This is a genomic window from Sphingopyxis sp. Root1497 (assembly GCF_001427085.1).
Taxonomy (GTDB): Bacteria; Pseudomonadota; Alphaproteobacteria; order Sphingomonadales; family Sphingomonadaceae; genus Sphingopyxis.
Genome location: NZ_LMGF01000005.1, coordinates 1,317,022 through 1,332,149 on the forward strand (window position 1 = coordinate 1,317,022; position 15,128 = coordinate 1,332,149).

Annotated in this window: 17 protein-coding genes; 13 read left to right on the plus strand and 4 right to left on the minus strand. The window is 66.4% G+C overall.

The features are described 5' to 3' along the window. The first annotated feature begins 11 nt into the window (after window positions 1–11). From ASD67_RS20745 to ASD67_RS20785, 9 genes are all read left to right on the plus strand, one after another. Window positions 12–347, plus strand: a complete 336-nt coding sequence (locus ASD67_RS20745) for a TrbC/VirB2 family protein (RefSeq protein WP_056351135.1) — start codon at window positions 12–14, stop codon at window positions 345–347. After that, on the plus strand, window positions 344–604 hold the full coding sequence (locus tag ASD67_RS20750; protein WP_056351137.1) for a VirB3 family type IV secretion system protein: 261 nt from the start codon (window positions 344–346) through the stop codon (window positions 602–604). Before ASD67_RS20745 ends, ASD67_RS20750 begins: the two co-directional genes overlap by 4 nt. Next, window positions 598–3,057 carry a conjugal transfer protein TrbE gene (gene trbE, locus ASD67_RS20755; RefSeq protein WP_056351139.1) on the plus strand — a complete coding sequence of 820 codons (2,460 nt, stop codon included), beginning with the start codon at window positions 598–600 and terminating at the stop codon, window positions 3,055–3,057. The genes ASD67_RS20750 and trbE overlap by 7 nt, the downstream gene beginning before the upstream one ends. A gap of 2 nt (window positions 3,058–3,059) precedes the next feature. Further along, a complete protein-coding gene (gene trbJ, locus ASD67_RS20760) occupies window positions 3,060–3,782 on the plus strand; it encodes a P-type conjugative transfer protein TrbJ (RefSeq protein WP_056351141.1) in 723 nt (240 codons plus the stop codon). A gap of 136 nt (window positions 3,783–3,918) precedes the next feature. Beyond that, on the plus strand, window positions 3,919–5,232 hold the full coding sequence (gene trbL / locus ASD67_RS20765; RefSeq protein WP_056351143.1) for a P-type conjugative transfer protein TrbL: 1,314 nt from the start codon (window positions 3,919–3,921) through the stop codon (window positions 5,230–5,232). A 4-nt stretch (window positions 5,233–5,236) separates the two neighbouring features. Next, window positions 5,237–6,052 (plus strand): conjugal transfer protein TrbF, encoded by an 816-nt coding sequence (gene trbF, locus ASD67_RS20770; protein ID WP_056351145.1) that lies wholly within the window; start codon window positions 5,237–5,239, stop codon window positions 6,050–6,052. Further along, window positions 6,049–6,897, plus strand: coding sequence for a P-type conjugative transfer protein TrbG (trbG, locus tag ASD67_RS20775; RefSeq protein WP_056351147.1), 849 nt, complete (start codon window positions 6,049–6,051; stop codon window positions 6,895–6,897). Before trbF ends, trbG begins: the two co-directional genes overlap by 4 nt. Then, the gene (locus ASD67_RS20780) at window positions 6,894–8,126 is read left to right on the plus strand and encodes a TrbI/VirB10 family protein (protein WP_235535766.1); all 1,233 of its coding nucleotides are present in this window, start codon (window positions 6,894–6,896) and stop codon (window positions 8,124–8,126) included. Before trbG ends, ASD67_RS20780 begins: the two co-directional genes overlap by 4 nt. Further along, window positions 8,126–8,338, plus strand: a complete 213-nt coding sequence (locus ASD67_RS20785) for a DUF2274 domain-containing protein (protein WP_056351149.1) — start codon at window positions 8,126–8,128, stop codon at window positions 8,336–8,338. Before ASD67_RS20780 ends, ASD67_RS20785 begins: the two co-directional genes overlap by 1 nt. Before the next feature lie 17 nt (window positions 8,339–8,355). Here ASD67_RS20785 and ASD67_RS23890 read toward each other — a convergent pair whose 3' ends face one another. The 4 genes from ASD67_RS23890 to copC form a co-directional block, all read right to left on the minus strand. Then, window positions 8,356–8,490 (minus strand): hypothetical protein, encoded by a 135-nt coding sequence (locus tag ASD67_RS23890; RefSeq protein WP_268799275.1) that lies wholly within the window; start codon window positions 8,488–8,490, stop codon window positions 8,356–8,358. 319 nt (window positions 8,491–8,809) lie between these two features. Next, a complete protein-coding gene (locus tag ASD67_RS20790) occupies window positions 8,810–11,131 on the minus strand; it encodes a heavy metal translocating P-type ATPase (RefSeq protein ID WP_056351150.1) in 2,322 nt (773 codons plus the stop codon). A gap of 170 nt (window positions 11,132–11,301) precedes the next feature. Further along, window positions 11,302–12,252: a copper homeostasis membrane protein CopD gene (gene copD / locus ASD67_RS20795; RefSeq protein ID WP_056351152.1), complete on the minus strand. Its 951-nt coding sequence runs from the start codon at window positions 12,250–12,252 to the stop codon at window positions 11,302–11,304. A 4-nt stretch (window positions 12,253–12,256) separates the two neighbouring features. Further along, window positions 12,257–12,640: a copper homeostasis periplasmic binding protein CopC gene (gene copC, locus ASD67_RS20800; protein WP_056351154.1), complete on the minus strand. Its 384-nt coding sequence runs from the start codon at window positions 12,638–12,640 to the stop codon at window positions 12,257–12,259. A gap of 146 nt (window positions 12,641–12,786) precedes the next feature. Between copC and ASD67_RS20805 the strand changes: the two genes are divergently transcribed. The 4 genes from ASD67_RS20805 to ASD67_RS23825 all read left to right on the plus strand — a co-directional run. After that, window positions 12,787–13,050: a hypothetical protein gene (locus tag ASD67_RS20805; RefSeq protein ID WP_056351156.1), complete on the plus strand. Its 264-nt coding sequence runs from the start codon at window positions 12,787–12,789 to the stop codon at window positions 13,048–13,050. Then, window positions 13,050–13,487 carry a periplasmic heavy metal sensor gene (locus ASD67_RS20810; protein ID WP_056351158.1) on the plus strand — a complete coding sequence of 146 codons (438 nt, stop codon included), beginning with the start codon at window positions 13,050–13,052 and terminating at the stop codon, window positions 13,485–13,487. Before ASD67_RS20805 ends, ASD67_RS20810 begins: the two co-directional genes overlap by 1 nt. Further along, window positions 13,484–14,068 (plus strand): RNA polymerase sigma factor, encoded by a 585-nt coding sequence (locus ASD67_RS20815; RefSeq protein WP_056351160.1) that lies wholly within the window; start codon window positions 13,484–13,486, stop codon window positions 14,066–14,068. The genes ASD67_RS20810 and ASD67_RS20815 overlap by 4 nt, the downstream gene beginning before the upstream one ends. Window positions 14,069–14,165: 97 nt before the next feature. Further along, a partial coding sequence (locus ASD67_RS23825) for a multicopper oxidase domain-containing protein (RefSeq protein WP_235535768.1) occupies window positions 14,166–15,128 on the plus strand: 963 nt, incomplete at its 3' end.

The window sequence follows — 15,128 nt, forward strand, 5'->3', positions numbered from 1 at the left end:
GGAGAAGGTCCATGCGCCTTGATTTACAACAAAATATTCTTTCTTCCTTGCTGGTCCTGGCCCTGATGATGATCGGTCTGGCGGCAAACGGAAGTGCGCTCGCGGCGGGTTCGGGCATGCCGTGGGAGGAGCCTCTCCAGCAGGTGCTGGAATCGGTGCAGGGGCCGGTCGCGAAGATTGTCGCGGTGATCATCATCATCACCACCGGGCTGACGCTGGCGTTCGGCGAGACCGCGGGCGGCTTCCGCCGACTGATCCAGATCGTCTTCGGCCTCTCGATCGCCTTCGCCGCGTCGAGCTTCTTCCTCTCCTTCTTCAGCTTCGGCGGCGGGGCGCTCGTCGCATGAGCGAAATGCAAGGCTTCGAGCTGCCGATCCACCGCGCGCTCGCCGAGCCGATCCTGCTCGGCGGCGCCCCGCGCGGGCTCGCGATCGTCAACGGCACGCTTGCCGCCGCGATGGGGCTCGGGCTCCAGATGTGGATCGCCGGGCTGGTGCTGTGGGTGCTCGGCCATAGCGCGATGGTCTTCATGGCGCGGCGCGACCCCGACTTCGGTCCCGTGCTCGCGCGCCACCTCAAGCAGAAAGGCTATTACCGGTGCTGAACCTCGGGGAATATCGCGCGCGCGCCGACCGGCTCGCCGACCATCTGCCATGGGCGGCGCTCGTCGCCCCGGGCGTCGTGCTCAACAAGGACGGCTCGTTCCAGCGCAGCTTCGCGTTCCGCGGTCCCGATCTCGACAGCGCAACCGAGGCGGAACTCGTCGGGGTCGCAGCGCGCGCCAACAATATGCTCCGCCGGTTCGGGTCAGGATGGGCGCTCTTCTTCGAGGCGGCGCGGGTGCCCGCGCCGGGCTATCCTGCCTCGGACTTTCCCGATGCCGCCTCCTGGCTCGTCGACGCCGAGCGCCGCGCCGCCTTCGAGGAGAGCGGGCGGCCGCATTTCGAGAGCCGTTTTTACCTGACGCTCGTCTGGATGCCGCTTGCGGACCAGTCGGACAAGGCGGGACGCGCGCTCGTCGAGCGGCCCGAGGCGGCAAGCGGCGTTCGCGACTGGCGCCAGGCGCTGGCAGGTTTCGTCGCCGAGACCGACCGCGCCGCCGATCTTCTTGCCTCCTTCATGCCCGAGGTCCGCGCGCTCGATGACCGGGAGACGCTGACCTATCTCCACGAGACCGTCTCGGCGAAGCGCTACCCGCTCCGCGTTCCCGAGACGCCCGCCTATCTCGACGCGATCCTGGCGGACACGCCGCTTGTCGGCGGGCTCGAACCGATGCTCGGCGCGGACCATCTGCGCACGCTGACCTTGCTCGGTTTCCCGTCGGCGAGCCGGCCCGGCCTCTTCGACGCGCTCAACCGGCAGGATTTCGCCTATCGCTGGTCGACGCGCTTCATCGCGCTCGACAAGACCGAGGCAACGGCGGCGCTGACGAAGCTCCGCCGCCAATGGTTCAACAAGCGCAAGTCGGTGACCGCGCTGCTGCGCGAGGTCATGTATAATCAGCCGGCGCAGCTCCTCGACAGCGATGCCGACAACAAGGTCGTTGACGCCGACGCGGCGCTGCAGGCGCTCGGCGCCGATCATGTCTCCTTCGGCTATTTCACTGCGACGATAACCGTCTCCGATCCCGATCGCGCGCGCGCCGAGGAGAAGCTACGGATCGCCGAGAAGATCGTTCACGGGCTCGGCTTCACGTCGATCCGCGAAGGCGTCAACGCGGTGGAGGCATGGCTTTCGAGCCTGCCGGGGCATCTCTACGCCAACGTCCGCCAGCCGCTGGTACATAGCCTCAATCTCGCGCATCTGGTGCCGCTCTCGTCGGTCTGGGCCGGGCCGCGCCGCAACGAGCATATCGGTGGACCACCGCTGCTCCACGGCGAGACGGGCGGGTCGACACCGTTCAGGCTCTCGACCCATGTCGGCGACGTCGGTCACATGATGATCGCGGGGCCGACCGGGGCGGGCAAGTCAGTGCTGCTCGCGCTCATCGCGATGCAGTTCCGCCGTTATCGGCAAGCCCAGATCTACATCTTCGACAAGGGCTGGTCGGCGCGTGCCGCCGTCCTCGCGATGGGCGGCCAGCATCATGCGCTCGGGTCGGGCGACAGCCGGCTCGCTTTCCAGCCGCTCGCCCGCATCGACGAGCCAGGCGAGCGGAGCTGGGCGGCGGACTGGATCGCGGGGCTCCTCGCGCACGAGAAGATCGTCGTGACGCCCGAGGTCAAGGACGCGGTCTGGTCTGCCCTCGGCAGTCTTGCGACCGCGCCCGCCGCCGAACGCACGCTCACCGGCCTGTCGCTCCTGCTCCAGTCGAACGCGCTCAAGACCGCCTTGCTCGCCTATACGCTTGAAGGCCCGCACGGCCGCCTGCTTGACGCAGCCGAGGACGGGCTCGCGCTCGGCGATATCGAATGTTTCGAGACCGAGGCGCTGATGGGGCAGGCGAGCATCGTCGAGCCGGTTCTTACCTATCTCTTTCACCGGCTCGACGCGCGCTTCGACGGCCGCCCAACGCTGCTGATCCTCGACGAAGCTTGGGTGTTCCTCGACAATCCACTGTTCGCGGCGCGCATCCGCGAGTGGCTAAAGGTGCTGCGCAAGCGCAATGTGTCGGTGATCTTCGCGACGCAGAGCCTCGCAGACATCGCCGCAAGCAGCATCGCGCCCGCTATCATCGAAAGCTGCCCGCAGCGCATCCTGCTCCCGAACGAGCGCGCTATCGAGCCGCAAGGCGAGGCGGCCTATGCAGCCTTCGGGCTCAACAGCGCGCAGATCGAGATCGTCGCAAGAGCGGTGCCCAAGCGTCACTATTATCTGCAATCTTCGCGCGGAAACCGGCTCTTCGAGCTCGGTCTCGGTCCCGTGGCGCTGGCGCTGTGCGGGGCATCGGGCCCTTTGGCGCAGGCGCGCATCGAGCTGGTGCTCGCCGCGCATGGCGGCACCGATTTCGCGAAGCATTTCCTTGCCGCCTCGGGGCTGGAGTGGGCCGCCGAGCTGCTCGCGGGCTTTCCCGCGCCGACGCCTGCCGAGTCCCCGATCACCACAGAAGGAGAATGACGATGACGAAGAGATTCTATGCTGCATTTATGCTCGGCATGGCGGCCGCGACTAGCATATCGTTTGCCCCGCCTGCGGCCGCGATGCCGGTGTTCGACAGCGCCAATTATTCGCAGAACCTGCTCACCGCGGCGCGCACGCTCCAGCAGATCAACCAGCAGATCACGTCTCTCCAGAACGAGGCGCAAATGCTTGTGAACATGGACAAACATCTGAGGCGCGTCGACTTCCCAGAGCTTGAAGCGCTGAAGGGCAATCTGCTCGAAGTCGTGGAATTGATGAAGCAGGGCGATAGCATCGGTTTCGACGCCGCCGCGATGGAAGCGCGGCTCGGTGCGCTCTTTCCGCGCGACCTGCGCCTCGGCGACCGGGCGGGACAGGTCGCCGACGCCAAGGCGCGGCTCGACGCGGCGATGGCTAGCTTTCGCCAGTCGATGGCCGTTCAGTCGCAGATCGTCGCCAATGTGCGTGAGGATGCCAAGGTCCTTGCCGACCTCGCGGCACGTTCGAACGGCGCTGAGGGCAGCCTCCAGGTCGCCCAGGCGACCAACCAGCTTCTCGCGCTCGCGGCCAAGCAGCAACTGCAGCTCCAGTCCATGATGGCGGCCGAATATCGCGCCGCGAGTCTCGACCGAGCGAGGGCAGCGCAAAGCGCTGCCGAAGCGCGTGCTCGCACCAAGCGTTTCCTTGGCGATGGCAAGGCCTACACGCCGCAGCCGCGCTGACCGGCTCGAACGGGCGTCGCGCGCCGTCTCCCTCGCGCGTCGTTCGCCGTGGGGTCCCGTACGCTCCCGCGGGACCCCACGGATCCTGCCGGAGCTCCGTTTCCGGCTATCCGTCCCTCCTTGACGAGTTTCCCTCATGGACGACCTCAATGTCATCGACCGCTTCATGGACGCGTTCATTCGCTACATAGACAGTGGCTTCGGCCTGCTCGGAGGCGACGTTGCTTTCCTGACCAGCGTTCTTATCGGAATCGACATTACGCTCGCCGGGCTGTTTTGGGCCATGGGCGGCGACAATGACGTAATCGCAAAGCTCCTGAAGAAAATTCTCTATGTAGGTGTATTCGCTTTCATAATCGGGAGCTTCTCGACGCTGGCGGAAATCATATTCCAGTCATTTGCCGGCCTTGGACTGACGGCGGGGGGCGGCACGATATCGGCCGACGACCTCCTCAAGCCCGGGCGCCTCGCCTCGGCAGGTTATGAGGCCGCTTATCCGTTCCTCGACCAGATCGACGAGCTCCTTGGCCCCATCGACTTCTTCGAGAATTTCCTGACGATCATGGTGCTCCTCATCGCTTGGGTGATCATCATCCTCGCCTTCTTCATTCTCGCCGTTCAGCTCTTCATTACCATCATCGAATTCAAGCTGGTCAGCCTTGCCGGATTTGCGCTTGTTCCGTTTGCGCTCTGGGGTCGGACCGCCTTCCTCGCCGAGCGCGTTCTCGGGAGCATCGTTTCGTCCGGCATCAAGGTCATGGTGCTCGGCGTAATAGTGGGCATCGGGTCTGGCTTCTTTCCCGAGTTTCTGGGAGCAATCGCGGGCAGCGAGCCCGACTTCGAGGAAGCGATGGCCCTCGCGTTGGCCTCGCTCGCGCTCCTTGGTCTTGGCATCTTCGGCCCGGGCATCGCCTCGGGTCTCGTCGCCGGCGCGCCGCAGCTCGGCGCCGGAGCGGCGGTCGGGACCGTCGCCGCCGCCGCGGGCACGATGATCGTCGCGGGCGGCGCGGGCATGGCAGCCGCGCGCGCGGGCGGCGGCGCTGCCTTGGGTGCCGTGCGGGCCGGCACGGCGATGGGGAGCGCAGCGAGCTCCGCTTATGCGCTTGGTCAGGAAACGCGGGGTTCGACGTCGGTCGGCGCCGGTCTCGCCGGCGTTGGAACGGCCGCGAAGGGCGCGGCAGGCAATGCGCTTCGCGGCGCATCGGAGCGTCTCGGTCTCGGCGCGGCCGCCGAGCGCGGGCGCTACGCCGCCTGGAATGCCGGAACGACCGGCGGCGGACAGGCCGCGGCATCGCGTTCGGCGCCGGCACCCGAGACGCCCGCCTGGGCGAGCGCGATGAAATCCGACCAGCGGCGCCGGTCGGCGCGGCAGGCGGCGGTTCACACGCTTTCGAGCGGCGACCGCGGCGGCAGCGGAGCCAACCCCGAAATCAGCGAAAAGGAGGATTGAGATCATGCGATTCAAACGATCGGTACAGCGCTACGGGCGCTCGCCCGAACCCGTGACCCCCTATCAGCGCGCGGCGCAGGTGTGGGATGAGCGGATCGGATCGGCGCGCGTCCAGGCGCGAAACTGGCGCCTCATGGCGCTTGGCGGGCTGTTCCTGTCCGCGGGCCTTGCCGGCGGTCTCGTCTGGCAGTCGGTGCAGAGCCGCGTCACTCCCTATGTGGTCGAGGTCGACCGGCTCGGCGAGGCGCGCAGCGTCGCTCCGGCGATGGAAGCTTATCGGCCGACCGTTCCGCAGATCGCCTGGGCGCTCGGCCAGTTCATCCGCAACGTGCGCGGGGTCTCGCTCGATCCGGTGCTCATGCGTGAGAACTGGCTTTCGGCCTATGATTTCGCGAGCGAGCGGGGCGCGCTTTTCCTCAGCGAATATGCGCGCTCGGCCGATCCCTTCGGGCAGGTCGGAACGCGGTCGGTGTCGGTCCAGATCGTCAGCGTCGTGCGCGCGTCGGAGCGCAGCTTCCAGGTCAAATGGTCCGAGCGGGTTTACGAGCGCGGCAGCCTTGTTTCCGCGTCGCGCTGGACCGCGATGCTGACCGTCGCCGTTCGCGCGCCGAAGTCGGCCGAGGCGCTGCGCAAGAACCCGCTGGGCCTCTTCGTCGAGGCCATCGACTGGAGCCGCGAATATGAGACGGCCGAGGCGGCGGCGACACCATCTGCGCGGGTGCCGGTGCGAGTGCCCGCACCGCCGCCAAGAGAGGACGCCGCCGCGGGCGCTCCGCAGGACATCCCGACGACCACCGACCAGCAGAGGATCATACCATGACGAAAATGCTTCTTGGCGCCGCGCTGATCGGCGCGCTTCTGCCCCTGCATGCCGCCCATTCCGCGCCCGCCAACGCGTCGGCGCGCGTCGAGGCCGCCAACCGGGAGGCGCTCCGCGAGCCGTCGCCGCACGGATTTGTCGGCGCAGCGCAAATCTACGCTTTCGCCGAAGGCGGCGTCTACCGGCTGATCGCGGCGCCCGAGCGGGTCACCGATATCGCGCTCCAGCCGGGCGAGGAGCTGATCGCGGTCGCGGCGGGCGACACCGCGCGCTGGACGGTCGGCGACACGGCGAGCGGGGCCGGTGCGCTGCGGCGCACGCACATCATGATCAAACCGCTCGCGCCCGGGCTCAAGACCAACCTCGTGATTACCACCGACCGCCGCGTCTATCATCTGGCGCTCGAGAGCGGCGCGCGTGCGGCGATGGCATCGGTCGGTTGGACCTATCCGGCCGATGCGTTGCTCGCGATCGAGCGCGGTGCTGCGGCTGCCGCGCGCGGTGCACCGGTCGAAGCCGGTCTCGACCCTGCGGCGCTCGACTTTTCCTATGTCATCCGCGGCGACGATCCGGTCTGGCGACCGCTGCGCGCCTTCGACGACGGGCGGCAAGTGTTCATCGAGTTTCCGGGAGCAATCGCGCGCGATGTGGCGCCGCCCCTGTTCGTGGTCGGCGACAATGGCGCCGCCGAACTGGTCAACTACCGTGTCGCGGGCCGCTTCTATGTCGTCGACCGCCTTTTTGGCGTCGCCGAGCTGCGGCAAGGCGAGAAAAAGCAAACGGTCGTCCGCATCTGCAGCAGCGACCGGATCGGCAAGGCGCGCTGCAAGGGGAAAGGCAAGTGAGTGCCGCGATCGATCAGGGGAGCCGCGGCGATTCCGGAACGGAGGCCGCCGATCCGGCGGCGGCGGGTCCCGCTGCGCCGAAAGTCGATCCCGAGACGCTCGCGCTGCGCGGTACGCCGCGGCGCGCCGTCCGCTTCCGGCGCGAGCTGATCATCGCGCTCGCAGTGACGACGTCGCTCGGTATTGCGGGCGCCGCGTGGATCGCGCTGAAGCCGGCGACCTTCCGGCTCATCGCGCTCGACGAGGAAGGGCCGCGCAAGGCTGGGGGCGCGCCCGAGGCGCTGGCGAAGGTTCCCAGCAGCTACGACGCGGTGCCCGAACTCGGACCGCCGTTGCCCGGCGACCTCGGCCGTCCGATCCTTGCGCACCAGCGCGCGGAGGGCGAATTGCCTCCCGGAATGGTGGGTGGGGCGGCCGATGACGGCGCCGCAGCCCGCCGGCAGGCGGTCGAGGCGGAAGCGGCAGCGGCGCGGCAATCGGGGGTAATGATGAAGCTTGCCGGGACGGGCGGCGCGCCAGCGGTATTGGCTGGCCCCGGCGCGGCGGGCCCGGCCACCGCCGTTGACGCGGTTTCGGCACCGATGGGCGTCGCCGCCGCGGGAGGTGCTCCGGCTGGGGCCGCAGGTGGCGTCGACGTCAATCCGCATCGGATCGCCGCCGCGCCGTCGCCTTGGCTGTTGAGCAGCGGCAGCGTGATCGCGGCGTCGCTCGTCACCGGCCTCAACAGCGACGTGCCGGGTCTCGTTGTCGCGCAGGTCACCGAGAATGTGCATGACAGTATCACGGGACGGGTGTTGCTGATTCCCCAAGGGGCGCGGCTTGTCGGGCGTTACGACGATCGTACTGCGTTCGGGCAGCGCCGCGCCCGCGTGATCTGGCAGCGGATCATCTGGCCCGACGGTTCGTCGCTCCGGATCGAGGATGTGCCCGCGAGCGACGCGACGGGGCAGGCGGGGCTTACCGACACTGTCGACCTGCACAGCGGATCCTTGCTCAAAGGCATCGCGCTTTCGACTATTCTCGGCGCCGGCACCGAGCTTAGCCTCGGCGGCGAGGAGAGCGAGCTCGTCCGGGCGCTCCGCCAGTCGGCGCAGCAGAATGGCGCGCGGGCGGGCGACCGTCTCGTCGAGCGTCACCTCGACATTCCGCCGACGATTCGTGTGCGGCCTGGCTGGCCGCTGCGCGTGATCGTGCATCAGGATCTCGTGCTCAAGCCGTGGAGGGTGTGATGGTCGACATCAAGCTCGGCAAATTGCCCGACCGGACGCCGGTGAAGCTCACGATCCATTTGCGTCCCGACCTCGAGGCGCTGCTCAAGGATTATGCCGCCGCCTATGAGGCGGCCTATGGCAGCCGGGAGAGCGTCGCCGACCTCATTCCGTTCATGCTCGCGAGCTTCCTGGAGGCGGACCGCGGCTTCCATAGAACAAGGCCCAAATGAGATGGGCGACGACGCGGTCACTTCGTGTGGAGACCGGGGAGGCGATAGTGGCGCGCATCGCGCGGGCAGCGGATCGCCCAGATGATCGCGGGGAGCGTGCGAACCAGCTCGCGCAAAGCGAGGGCGAGGATCAGGAAGGCGATTTCGGTCATGCTCGGCTCCGGTCGGCGGGTCGGACAGACAGGATCGGCGCCCTCGGTTTGCCGCGTTACCGCCGTCAGATAACCGCTCGGGCAGGACGGGATCTTGTCTGGCGGACGGTCTGCCGGACATGATCTCGTCGGCCTGTCCTGTCATAGTGACGGGTTTGCATGACCCTCGTCACTCATGTCCAATCGGGCGTCAATTCGATTCTGGGCGAGAGGCTTCCCGTCTATTCGCAGGCCGTTCTGCCCTCGTTACATCCGACCCCCGCTTCAGCCGCATGCCATCGCCATTCAGACCCAAATCTTTGCGGGCGACGTCCCTTGGTCAGATTTTCACGAACCGCAGCCGGAGAGAATTGGCGATCACGCTGACCGAGGAGAGCGCCATCGCGGCCGCAGCGATGATCGGCGAGAGCAGCAGCCCGAACAGCGGATAAAGTGCGCCCGCCGCAATGGGTATGCCCGCGACATTATAGGCGAAGGCGAAGAAGAGATTCTGCCGGATGTTCGCCATCGTCGCATGGCTGAGATGCCGCGCCCGAACGATGCCGAGGAGGTCCCCGCGCAGCAGCGTCACGCCGGCGCTTTCGATGGCGACGTCGGTCCCCGATCCCATCGCGATGCCGACATCGGCGGCGGCGAGAGCGGGTGCGTCATTGACCCCGTCCCCCGCCATCGCGACGATCCGCCCCTCGTCGCGGAGCCGCTGGACGACGGCGCTCTTCTGGTCGGGCAGGACATCCGCCTCGACATCGGCAATGCCGAGGCGCCGCGCGATCGCTTCGGCCGTGACGCGATTGTCGCCGGTCAGCATGATGACCCTGATTCCCGCCTCGCGGAGCGCCGACAGGGCCTCGCTCGTCGTCGCCTTAACCGGGTCGGCGATGGCAATGACACCAGCTGCCTTGCCGTTGACGGCGACATAGATCGCGGTCGCGCCGTCTGCACGGAGACGATCGGCGGCTTCAGCCACCGCGGCGAGGTCAACGTCATATTCCTCGAGAAAGGCGGCGTTGCCAAGCACGACCGCCCTCTCTTCGACGGCGCCGACGATGCCCTTGCCCACCGGCTGATCAACTCCCGAAGGCTCGACAAGCACCAGCCCGCGATCTTCGGCAGCCTTGACGATCGCGGCCGCCAGTGGATGCTCGCTGCTACGCTCAAGGCTCGCTGCGATACGAAGCAGTTCGCTTTCGTCAAACCCGTCGGTGATTTCGATGGCGACGACAGAGGGCTTGCCTTCGGTGAGGGGCCCTGTCTTGTCGACGACGAGCGTATCGACCTTTTCCATCCGCTCGAGCGCTTCGGCATTCTTGATCAGCACCCCGGCTTCGGCGCCGCGTCCCACGCCCACCATGATCGACATCGGCGTTGCGAGGCCGAGCGCGCAGGGACAGGCAATAATCAGCACCGAGACCGCCGCGATCAGACCGTAGGCCATCGCCGGCGTCGGACCAACCAGCGACCATATGACGAACGCAGCGACCGCAACCGCGATCACACCAGGCACGAACCACCCCGAAACGGTGTCGGCAAGGCGCTGGATTGGCGCCCGGCTGCGCTGCGCGTCCGCAACCATCTGCACGATGCGGGCCAGCATCGTGTCGCGGCCAACCTTCTCGCTTCGCATCAGCAGACCGCCGGTCTGGTTGATCGTCCCGCCGATGAGCGCGGCGCCGGCCGACTTGGTGACCGGCATCGACTCGCCCGTGACGAGCGACTCGTCCACCGCACCGCGGCCTTCGAGAACGATTCCGTCGACCGGGATCTTTTCGCCCGGACGAACACGCAGAACGTCTCCGACCGCAACCTTCTCCAGTGCGACTTCTTCGTCGCTGCCATCGCTGCGGACACGGCGGGCCAGTTTCGGCGTGAGGTCGAGGAGCGCGCGGATCGCGCCGCTCGTCGTCTCGCGCGCTCGAAGTTCGAGCAACTGGCCTAGCAGGACGAGCACGGTGATGACCGCTGCCGCCTCGAAATAGACGGCGACGGAGCCATCGGCTGCACGAAAGGCGGCAGGGAAAATCTGCGGCACTAGCGCCGCGATCATGCTGTAGCTCCAGGCTACCCCCGTTCCCATCGCGATGAGGGTGAACATGTTGAGGCTCTTGTTGCGGATCGAGAGCCAGGCGCGCTCGAAGAAGGGCCAGCCCGCCCACAAGACCACCGGAGTCGCGAGCAGCATCTGGATCCAATTGTTCGTCTGGCGACCGACAAATTGATGAAGGCCAGTCATGTGGCCGCCCATTTCGAGCGCCAGGACGGGCAGTGCGAGCAAAAGTCCGATCCAGAAGCGCTGCCGGATGTCGCGATATTCTTCGCTGGGACCATCCAACGCGGCTGGCATGACGGGTTCGAGCGCCATGCCGCAGATCGGGCAGCTTCCCGGACCGGGGCGCTGAATTTCGGGATGCATCGGGCAGGTCCAGATCGCGCCCTCGGGGGCTTGGGCTGTTACCGGCTCCGCCTTTTGCGCGTAGCGATTCGGGTCCGCCTCGAACTTCGCAAGGCAACCGACGCTGCAAAAATAGTGGTGGACACCGCCGTGCGTGGTGGCATGCGCCGTCGTTGCCGGGTCAACGGCCATGCCGCAGACCGGATCGGTAGCGGCCCCGCTGGCACTAGCTGCATCCTGATGGTCGTGCACTGCCGCCGCTCCCGTGGTTGTCCCGGCGCCGCCGGGAGAGGCGCGCCGCCCTTTTTCGCGGCCGCAGAATGAGGCCACTCCTATCCATACGCAAGAAACGGCTCGAGCCCTCAGATTCATGTCCGACGGCGATCAGCCGAAGGGCTTGCGCCGCCGAAGGGTGCCCCGGATCAACGGGCGACATAGGGTTCGAGCATCCCGAACCACGCAACGAGAACGAGGATGGCAAGCCCGGCCAAGGCTTCGATCGCGAGGCTGCGGCGCATCGCCGCCAAGGCGCTGGCTGGTCCGGTGTCGTCGATCTTGTCCGGATTGTCGACGGCCGAACGAAGGGCCGGAGTAAGGCGCCAGCGGTTCGCTGCCGCGAGGCCGAGCATTAGGGCGAAAAGGACAAGCTTTGCGAGAAGCATCTGGCCATAGGGTGAAGCCAGGGACGATCCAATATTCTGGACCCCGACGATCATCTGCCCGTTCACCAGACCTGTCGAGGCTATGACGATCACGCAAATCGTACCGACGCGCGCGAACCGGTCGAGGCTTCGCGCCGTGGCGTCAACTTCGCGCCTGCCGGGCTGCTCTCCGGGCCGGAGGAGCAGCAGGAAGGCGGCGATAGCGCCGAGCCAGACAGCGGCAGCGATCATGTGCAGCGCGTCGCTCGCGCGGTGGATCGTGCCGGCGAGGCCCTCGGTTGCCCCGGCATGACCCGACCAGACCAAAGTGGCGAGGGCAATCGAGCCCGTGCCTGCGATCAACCATCCGGCCGCGCCCGGTTTTCGATGGAGCCACCAGGTCGCTGCCAGTGCGCCGACCAGCGCGGCGATGCGCACGAGCCATGCCGTGCCAGCGTCGCTGTCTTTCACAAGGGAATAGACCATGTCGGCGTCGATCGCGAAGAGGCCGACGCCCTGCATGCTGGCGGTCAGGACTACCATGCCGGCAATTGAGACCAGCAATCCCGCGGTGCAGAGCCAGCGGAGCGGCGTTGTGAAATCCTGCCCCGCTATGCGCTCCTCTCCTTTGCCGGGTCGCGACGCATGAAGTGGGAATGTCGCCAGCCCCACGATAAGCATCAGGTTCGCGAACAGCGCTAACCTGACACCCATCAGCAATGCATCGCTCACCGGCTTACTTCACCGTGAAGCTGAATTCGCCGCCCATGCGGTGCGTATCCGCGCCGGCGGCCGACCATTTGACTTTATAGGTGCCCGGTACGAGCGCACGCTTGACCATCAGCATCGTCGATTTGCCATCCTTGCCCATCATCGAGGTGGATGGAATCTTCATGGGCGCGTGATTGGCCATGCCGGGCATGCCGGTCATCACCAGTTCGGTTTTCACCGTGGATGCGACCACCTTTTCGTTGAACTGCAAACTCACCGACGTCACCTTCGACACGGCCGAATTGGCAGCCGGGGTGGAACCGACGAGCTTGGTGTGGGCGCTCGCGGCATTCGGCATGAGAAGCAGCGCGGCGGCGGCCGTCACAGAGGGGAGAAACGACTTGAACATAAAAACCTCCAATTGCGGGTCTGTCCTGCTAATACGCAGATCAACGCCGCGGCCCTCAGAAATTTGGCACCACATTGTTGGAATATTTCTGAGGGATGTTGCGATCGTGCGCGTATGTTCTTGGGTAAGGATGGCGAGAAAGGCCGATGGACGAACTCCGGATTTTGAATGAAGCGCCGTTGCCGGCAGGGCTCGACACGCTCGACGAGCGCGTCCTGTCCGCGCTCGCCGGGCGGCAGCGCGAAGCATCGGCAACGCGGCGCATGATGGCGCTCGCAGCCTTTGTTTCGCTGGGAGGCGGATTTATCGCCGGTAGCGCCGTCATCCCGCCCGCCGTCGCTGCAAGCCCGATCACGCCGCTGATCCCGGCCAGCCCGCTGGCTCCGTCGACGCTCCTGGATTCGCGTTGATGGCCTCGCGCCGTTTGGTGCTCTTCGGGCTGGTGGCCTTCATCGCCGCCCTTGCCGGCGTGCTCGCTGGACGGCTCATTGTCGAGACCCCGCGCGCAAGCGAAACCGAATTGCATTCGCTGCTCCACAGCCAGCTCAAGCTCTCGCCCGCGCAAAAGGTGAAGCTCGACCGCATCGAGGCGAAATTCGCGCTGCGGCGCGACGCGCTCGAACTCGATATGCGCGCCGCCAATATCCGGCTCGCGCAGGCGATCGAGGCCGAGCATGGCTATGGTCCCCGCGTCACCGAGGCCATCGACGAGACGCACCGCGTGATGGGCGAACTGCAGAAGGAAACGCTGCAGCATCTGTTCGCGATGCGCGTCGTCCTCGATCGCGAGCAGGCTGCGATGTTCGACAAGACCGTGGTCAAGGCGCTGACCGCCGATGCACGGTGAGCCTCGACCTCTCGTTTTGTAGCGACCGCGAGCTCGTCGCGCTTGCGCGCGCCGGACAGCAGCACGCCTATCGGGAGTTTCTCCGGCGCTACAAGGAGCCGATCTTCCGCCTGATCCGGAGCAATATCGGCGATCCCGACGAAGCGATGGACCTCACGCAGGAAGCCTTTGTCGCGGGCTTCGCGGCGCTTGGTCGCTATGACGCCGACCGGCCCTTCCAGACCTGGATAGCCCGTATCGCGCTCAACAAATGTCGCGACTGGGCCCGGCGACGCGCCGTCCGGTCCTTCTTTGCGCGCGCGCTCCCGCTCGAAAGCGCCCACGACGTCGCCGGCGAAGGGCCCGCTCCCGATGCCGAAGCCGCCGATCGCACCGAGCTCGCGCGCGTTCGCGCCGCGATGTTGCGCCTCGCCCCCAACCTGCGCGAGGTGATCGTTCTTCGCCGCGTCGAGGATCTCAGCCAGGCGGAAACCGCCGAATTGCTGCAGATCAGCGAAAAGACGGTTGAAACGCGGCTCTACCGCGCGCGCATGAAGTTGAAAACGCTGCTTGGCGAAACATCGGCGCGCGACGCCGACTGAATGACGCACGGCGTGCCGGGTTTTTCGCTTCAATGGTTGAGGGGCGAGCGAGCGTGCCGCGTATGACTATTGAGACAGGGAAAGAACCGGGAATTTTATGCAGATAGACAGGCGTCGTTTCGTGGCTGGTGCATTGGGCGGAGGGACCGCGGCCGCGCTCGCACCCTGGTTTCCGGCGTGGGCGCAGGCGGTGTCGCCCGGCATTGTCGCCCCGCTCCCTACGGTATCGGGCAATGACATCACCCTTCGCATCGCGCGCCAGACGATGCGGATCGACGGCAGGATCAGCCGCGCGATCGGGATCAACGGGACGGTGCCTGCGCCGCTCGTCCGCCTCAAGGAGGGTCAGACCGCGCGCCTGACCGTCGTCAACGATCTCGACGAGGACAGCTCGATTCACTGGCATGGACTGATCCTGCCCTTCCAGATGGACGGCGTTCCCGGCGTCAGCTTTCCCGGTATCAAACCGCGCTCGCAATTCGTTTACGAGTTTCCGGTCGTCCAGTCGGGGACCTATTGGTATCACAGCCATTCGGGTCTGCAGGAACAGCTCGGCCACTATGGCCCGATCGTGATCGATCCCGCAGGCGCCGATCCGATCGGCTACGACCGCGAGCATGTCGTCGTCCTCTCCGACCACAGCCAGCTGTCGCCTGAGGCGATCTTCCGCAAGCTGAAGGTCAATCCCGGCCATTTCAACATGCAGCGCCAGACCCTCTCGGGCCTGCTCGCCGGCAAGGACCAGCCGCTCGCGGAACGCATCGACTGGGGCAAGATGCGCATGGATCCCACCGATGTCGCCGACGTGAACGGATCGACCTACAGCTTCCTCGTCAACGGCCATGGCCCGCGCGACAATTGGACCGCGCTCTTCAATCCCGGCGAGCGGGTGCGCCTGCGGATCGTCAACGCATCGGCGATGACGATCTTCAATGTCCGCATCCCGGGACTCAGGATGACCGTCGTCCAGGCCGATGGACTCAACATCGTGCCGGTCGAAATCGACGAATTCCAGATTGCCGTCGCCGAAACCTATGATGTGATCGTCACCCCGGTCGAG

Excerpts from the sequence above, each read along its gene's own strand:
- ASD67_RS20745 (WP_056351135.1), top strand. The coding sequence starts at position 12 with ATGCGCCTTGATTTACAACAAAATATTCTTTCTTCCTTGCTGGTCCTG.
- ASD67_RS20750 (WP_056351137.1), top strand. The coding sequence starts at position 344 with ATGAGCGAAATGCAAGGCTTCGAGCTGCCGATCCACCGCGCGCTCGCC.
- trbJ (WP_056351141.1), top strand. The coding sequence starts at position 3,060 with ATGACGAAGAGATTCTATGCTGCATTTATGCTCGGCATGGCGGCCGCG.
- trbL (WP_056351143.1), top strand. The coding sequence starts at position 3,919 with ATGGACGACCTCAATGTCATCGACCGCTTCATGGACGCGTTCATTCGC.
- trbF (WP_056351145.1), top strand. The coding sequence starts at position 5,237 with ATGCGATTCAAACGATCGGTACAGCGCTACGGGCGCTCGCCCGAACCC.
- trbG (WP_056351147.1), top strand. The coding sequence starts at position 6,049 with ATGACGAAAATGCTTCTTGGCGCCGCGCTGATCGGCGCGCTTCTGCCC.
- ASD67_RS20785 (WP_056351149.1), top strand. The coding sequence starts at position 8,126 with ATGGTCGACATCAAGCTCGGCAAATTGCCCGACCGGACGCCGGTGAAG.
- ASD67_RS23890 (WP_268799275.1), bottom strand. The coding sequence starts at position 8,490 with ATGACCGAAATCGCCTTCCTGATCCTCGCCCTCGCTTTGCGCGAGCTG.
- copC (WP_056351154.1), bottom strand. The coding sequence starts at position 12,640 with ATGTTCAAGTCGTTTCTCCCCTCTGTGACGGCCGCCGCCGCGCTGCTT.
- ASD67_RS20805 (WP_056351156.1), top strand. The coding sequence starts at position 12,787 with ATGGACGAACTCCGGATTTTGAATGAAGCGCCGTTGCCGGCAGGGCTC.
- ASD67_RS20810 (WP_056351158.1), top strand. The coding sequence starts at position 13,050 with ATGGCCTCGCGCCGTTTGGTGCTCTTCGGGCTGGTGGCCTTCATCGCC.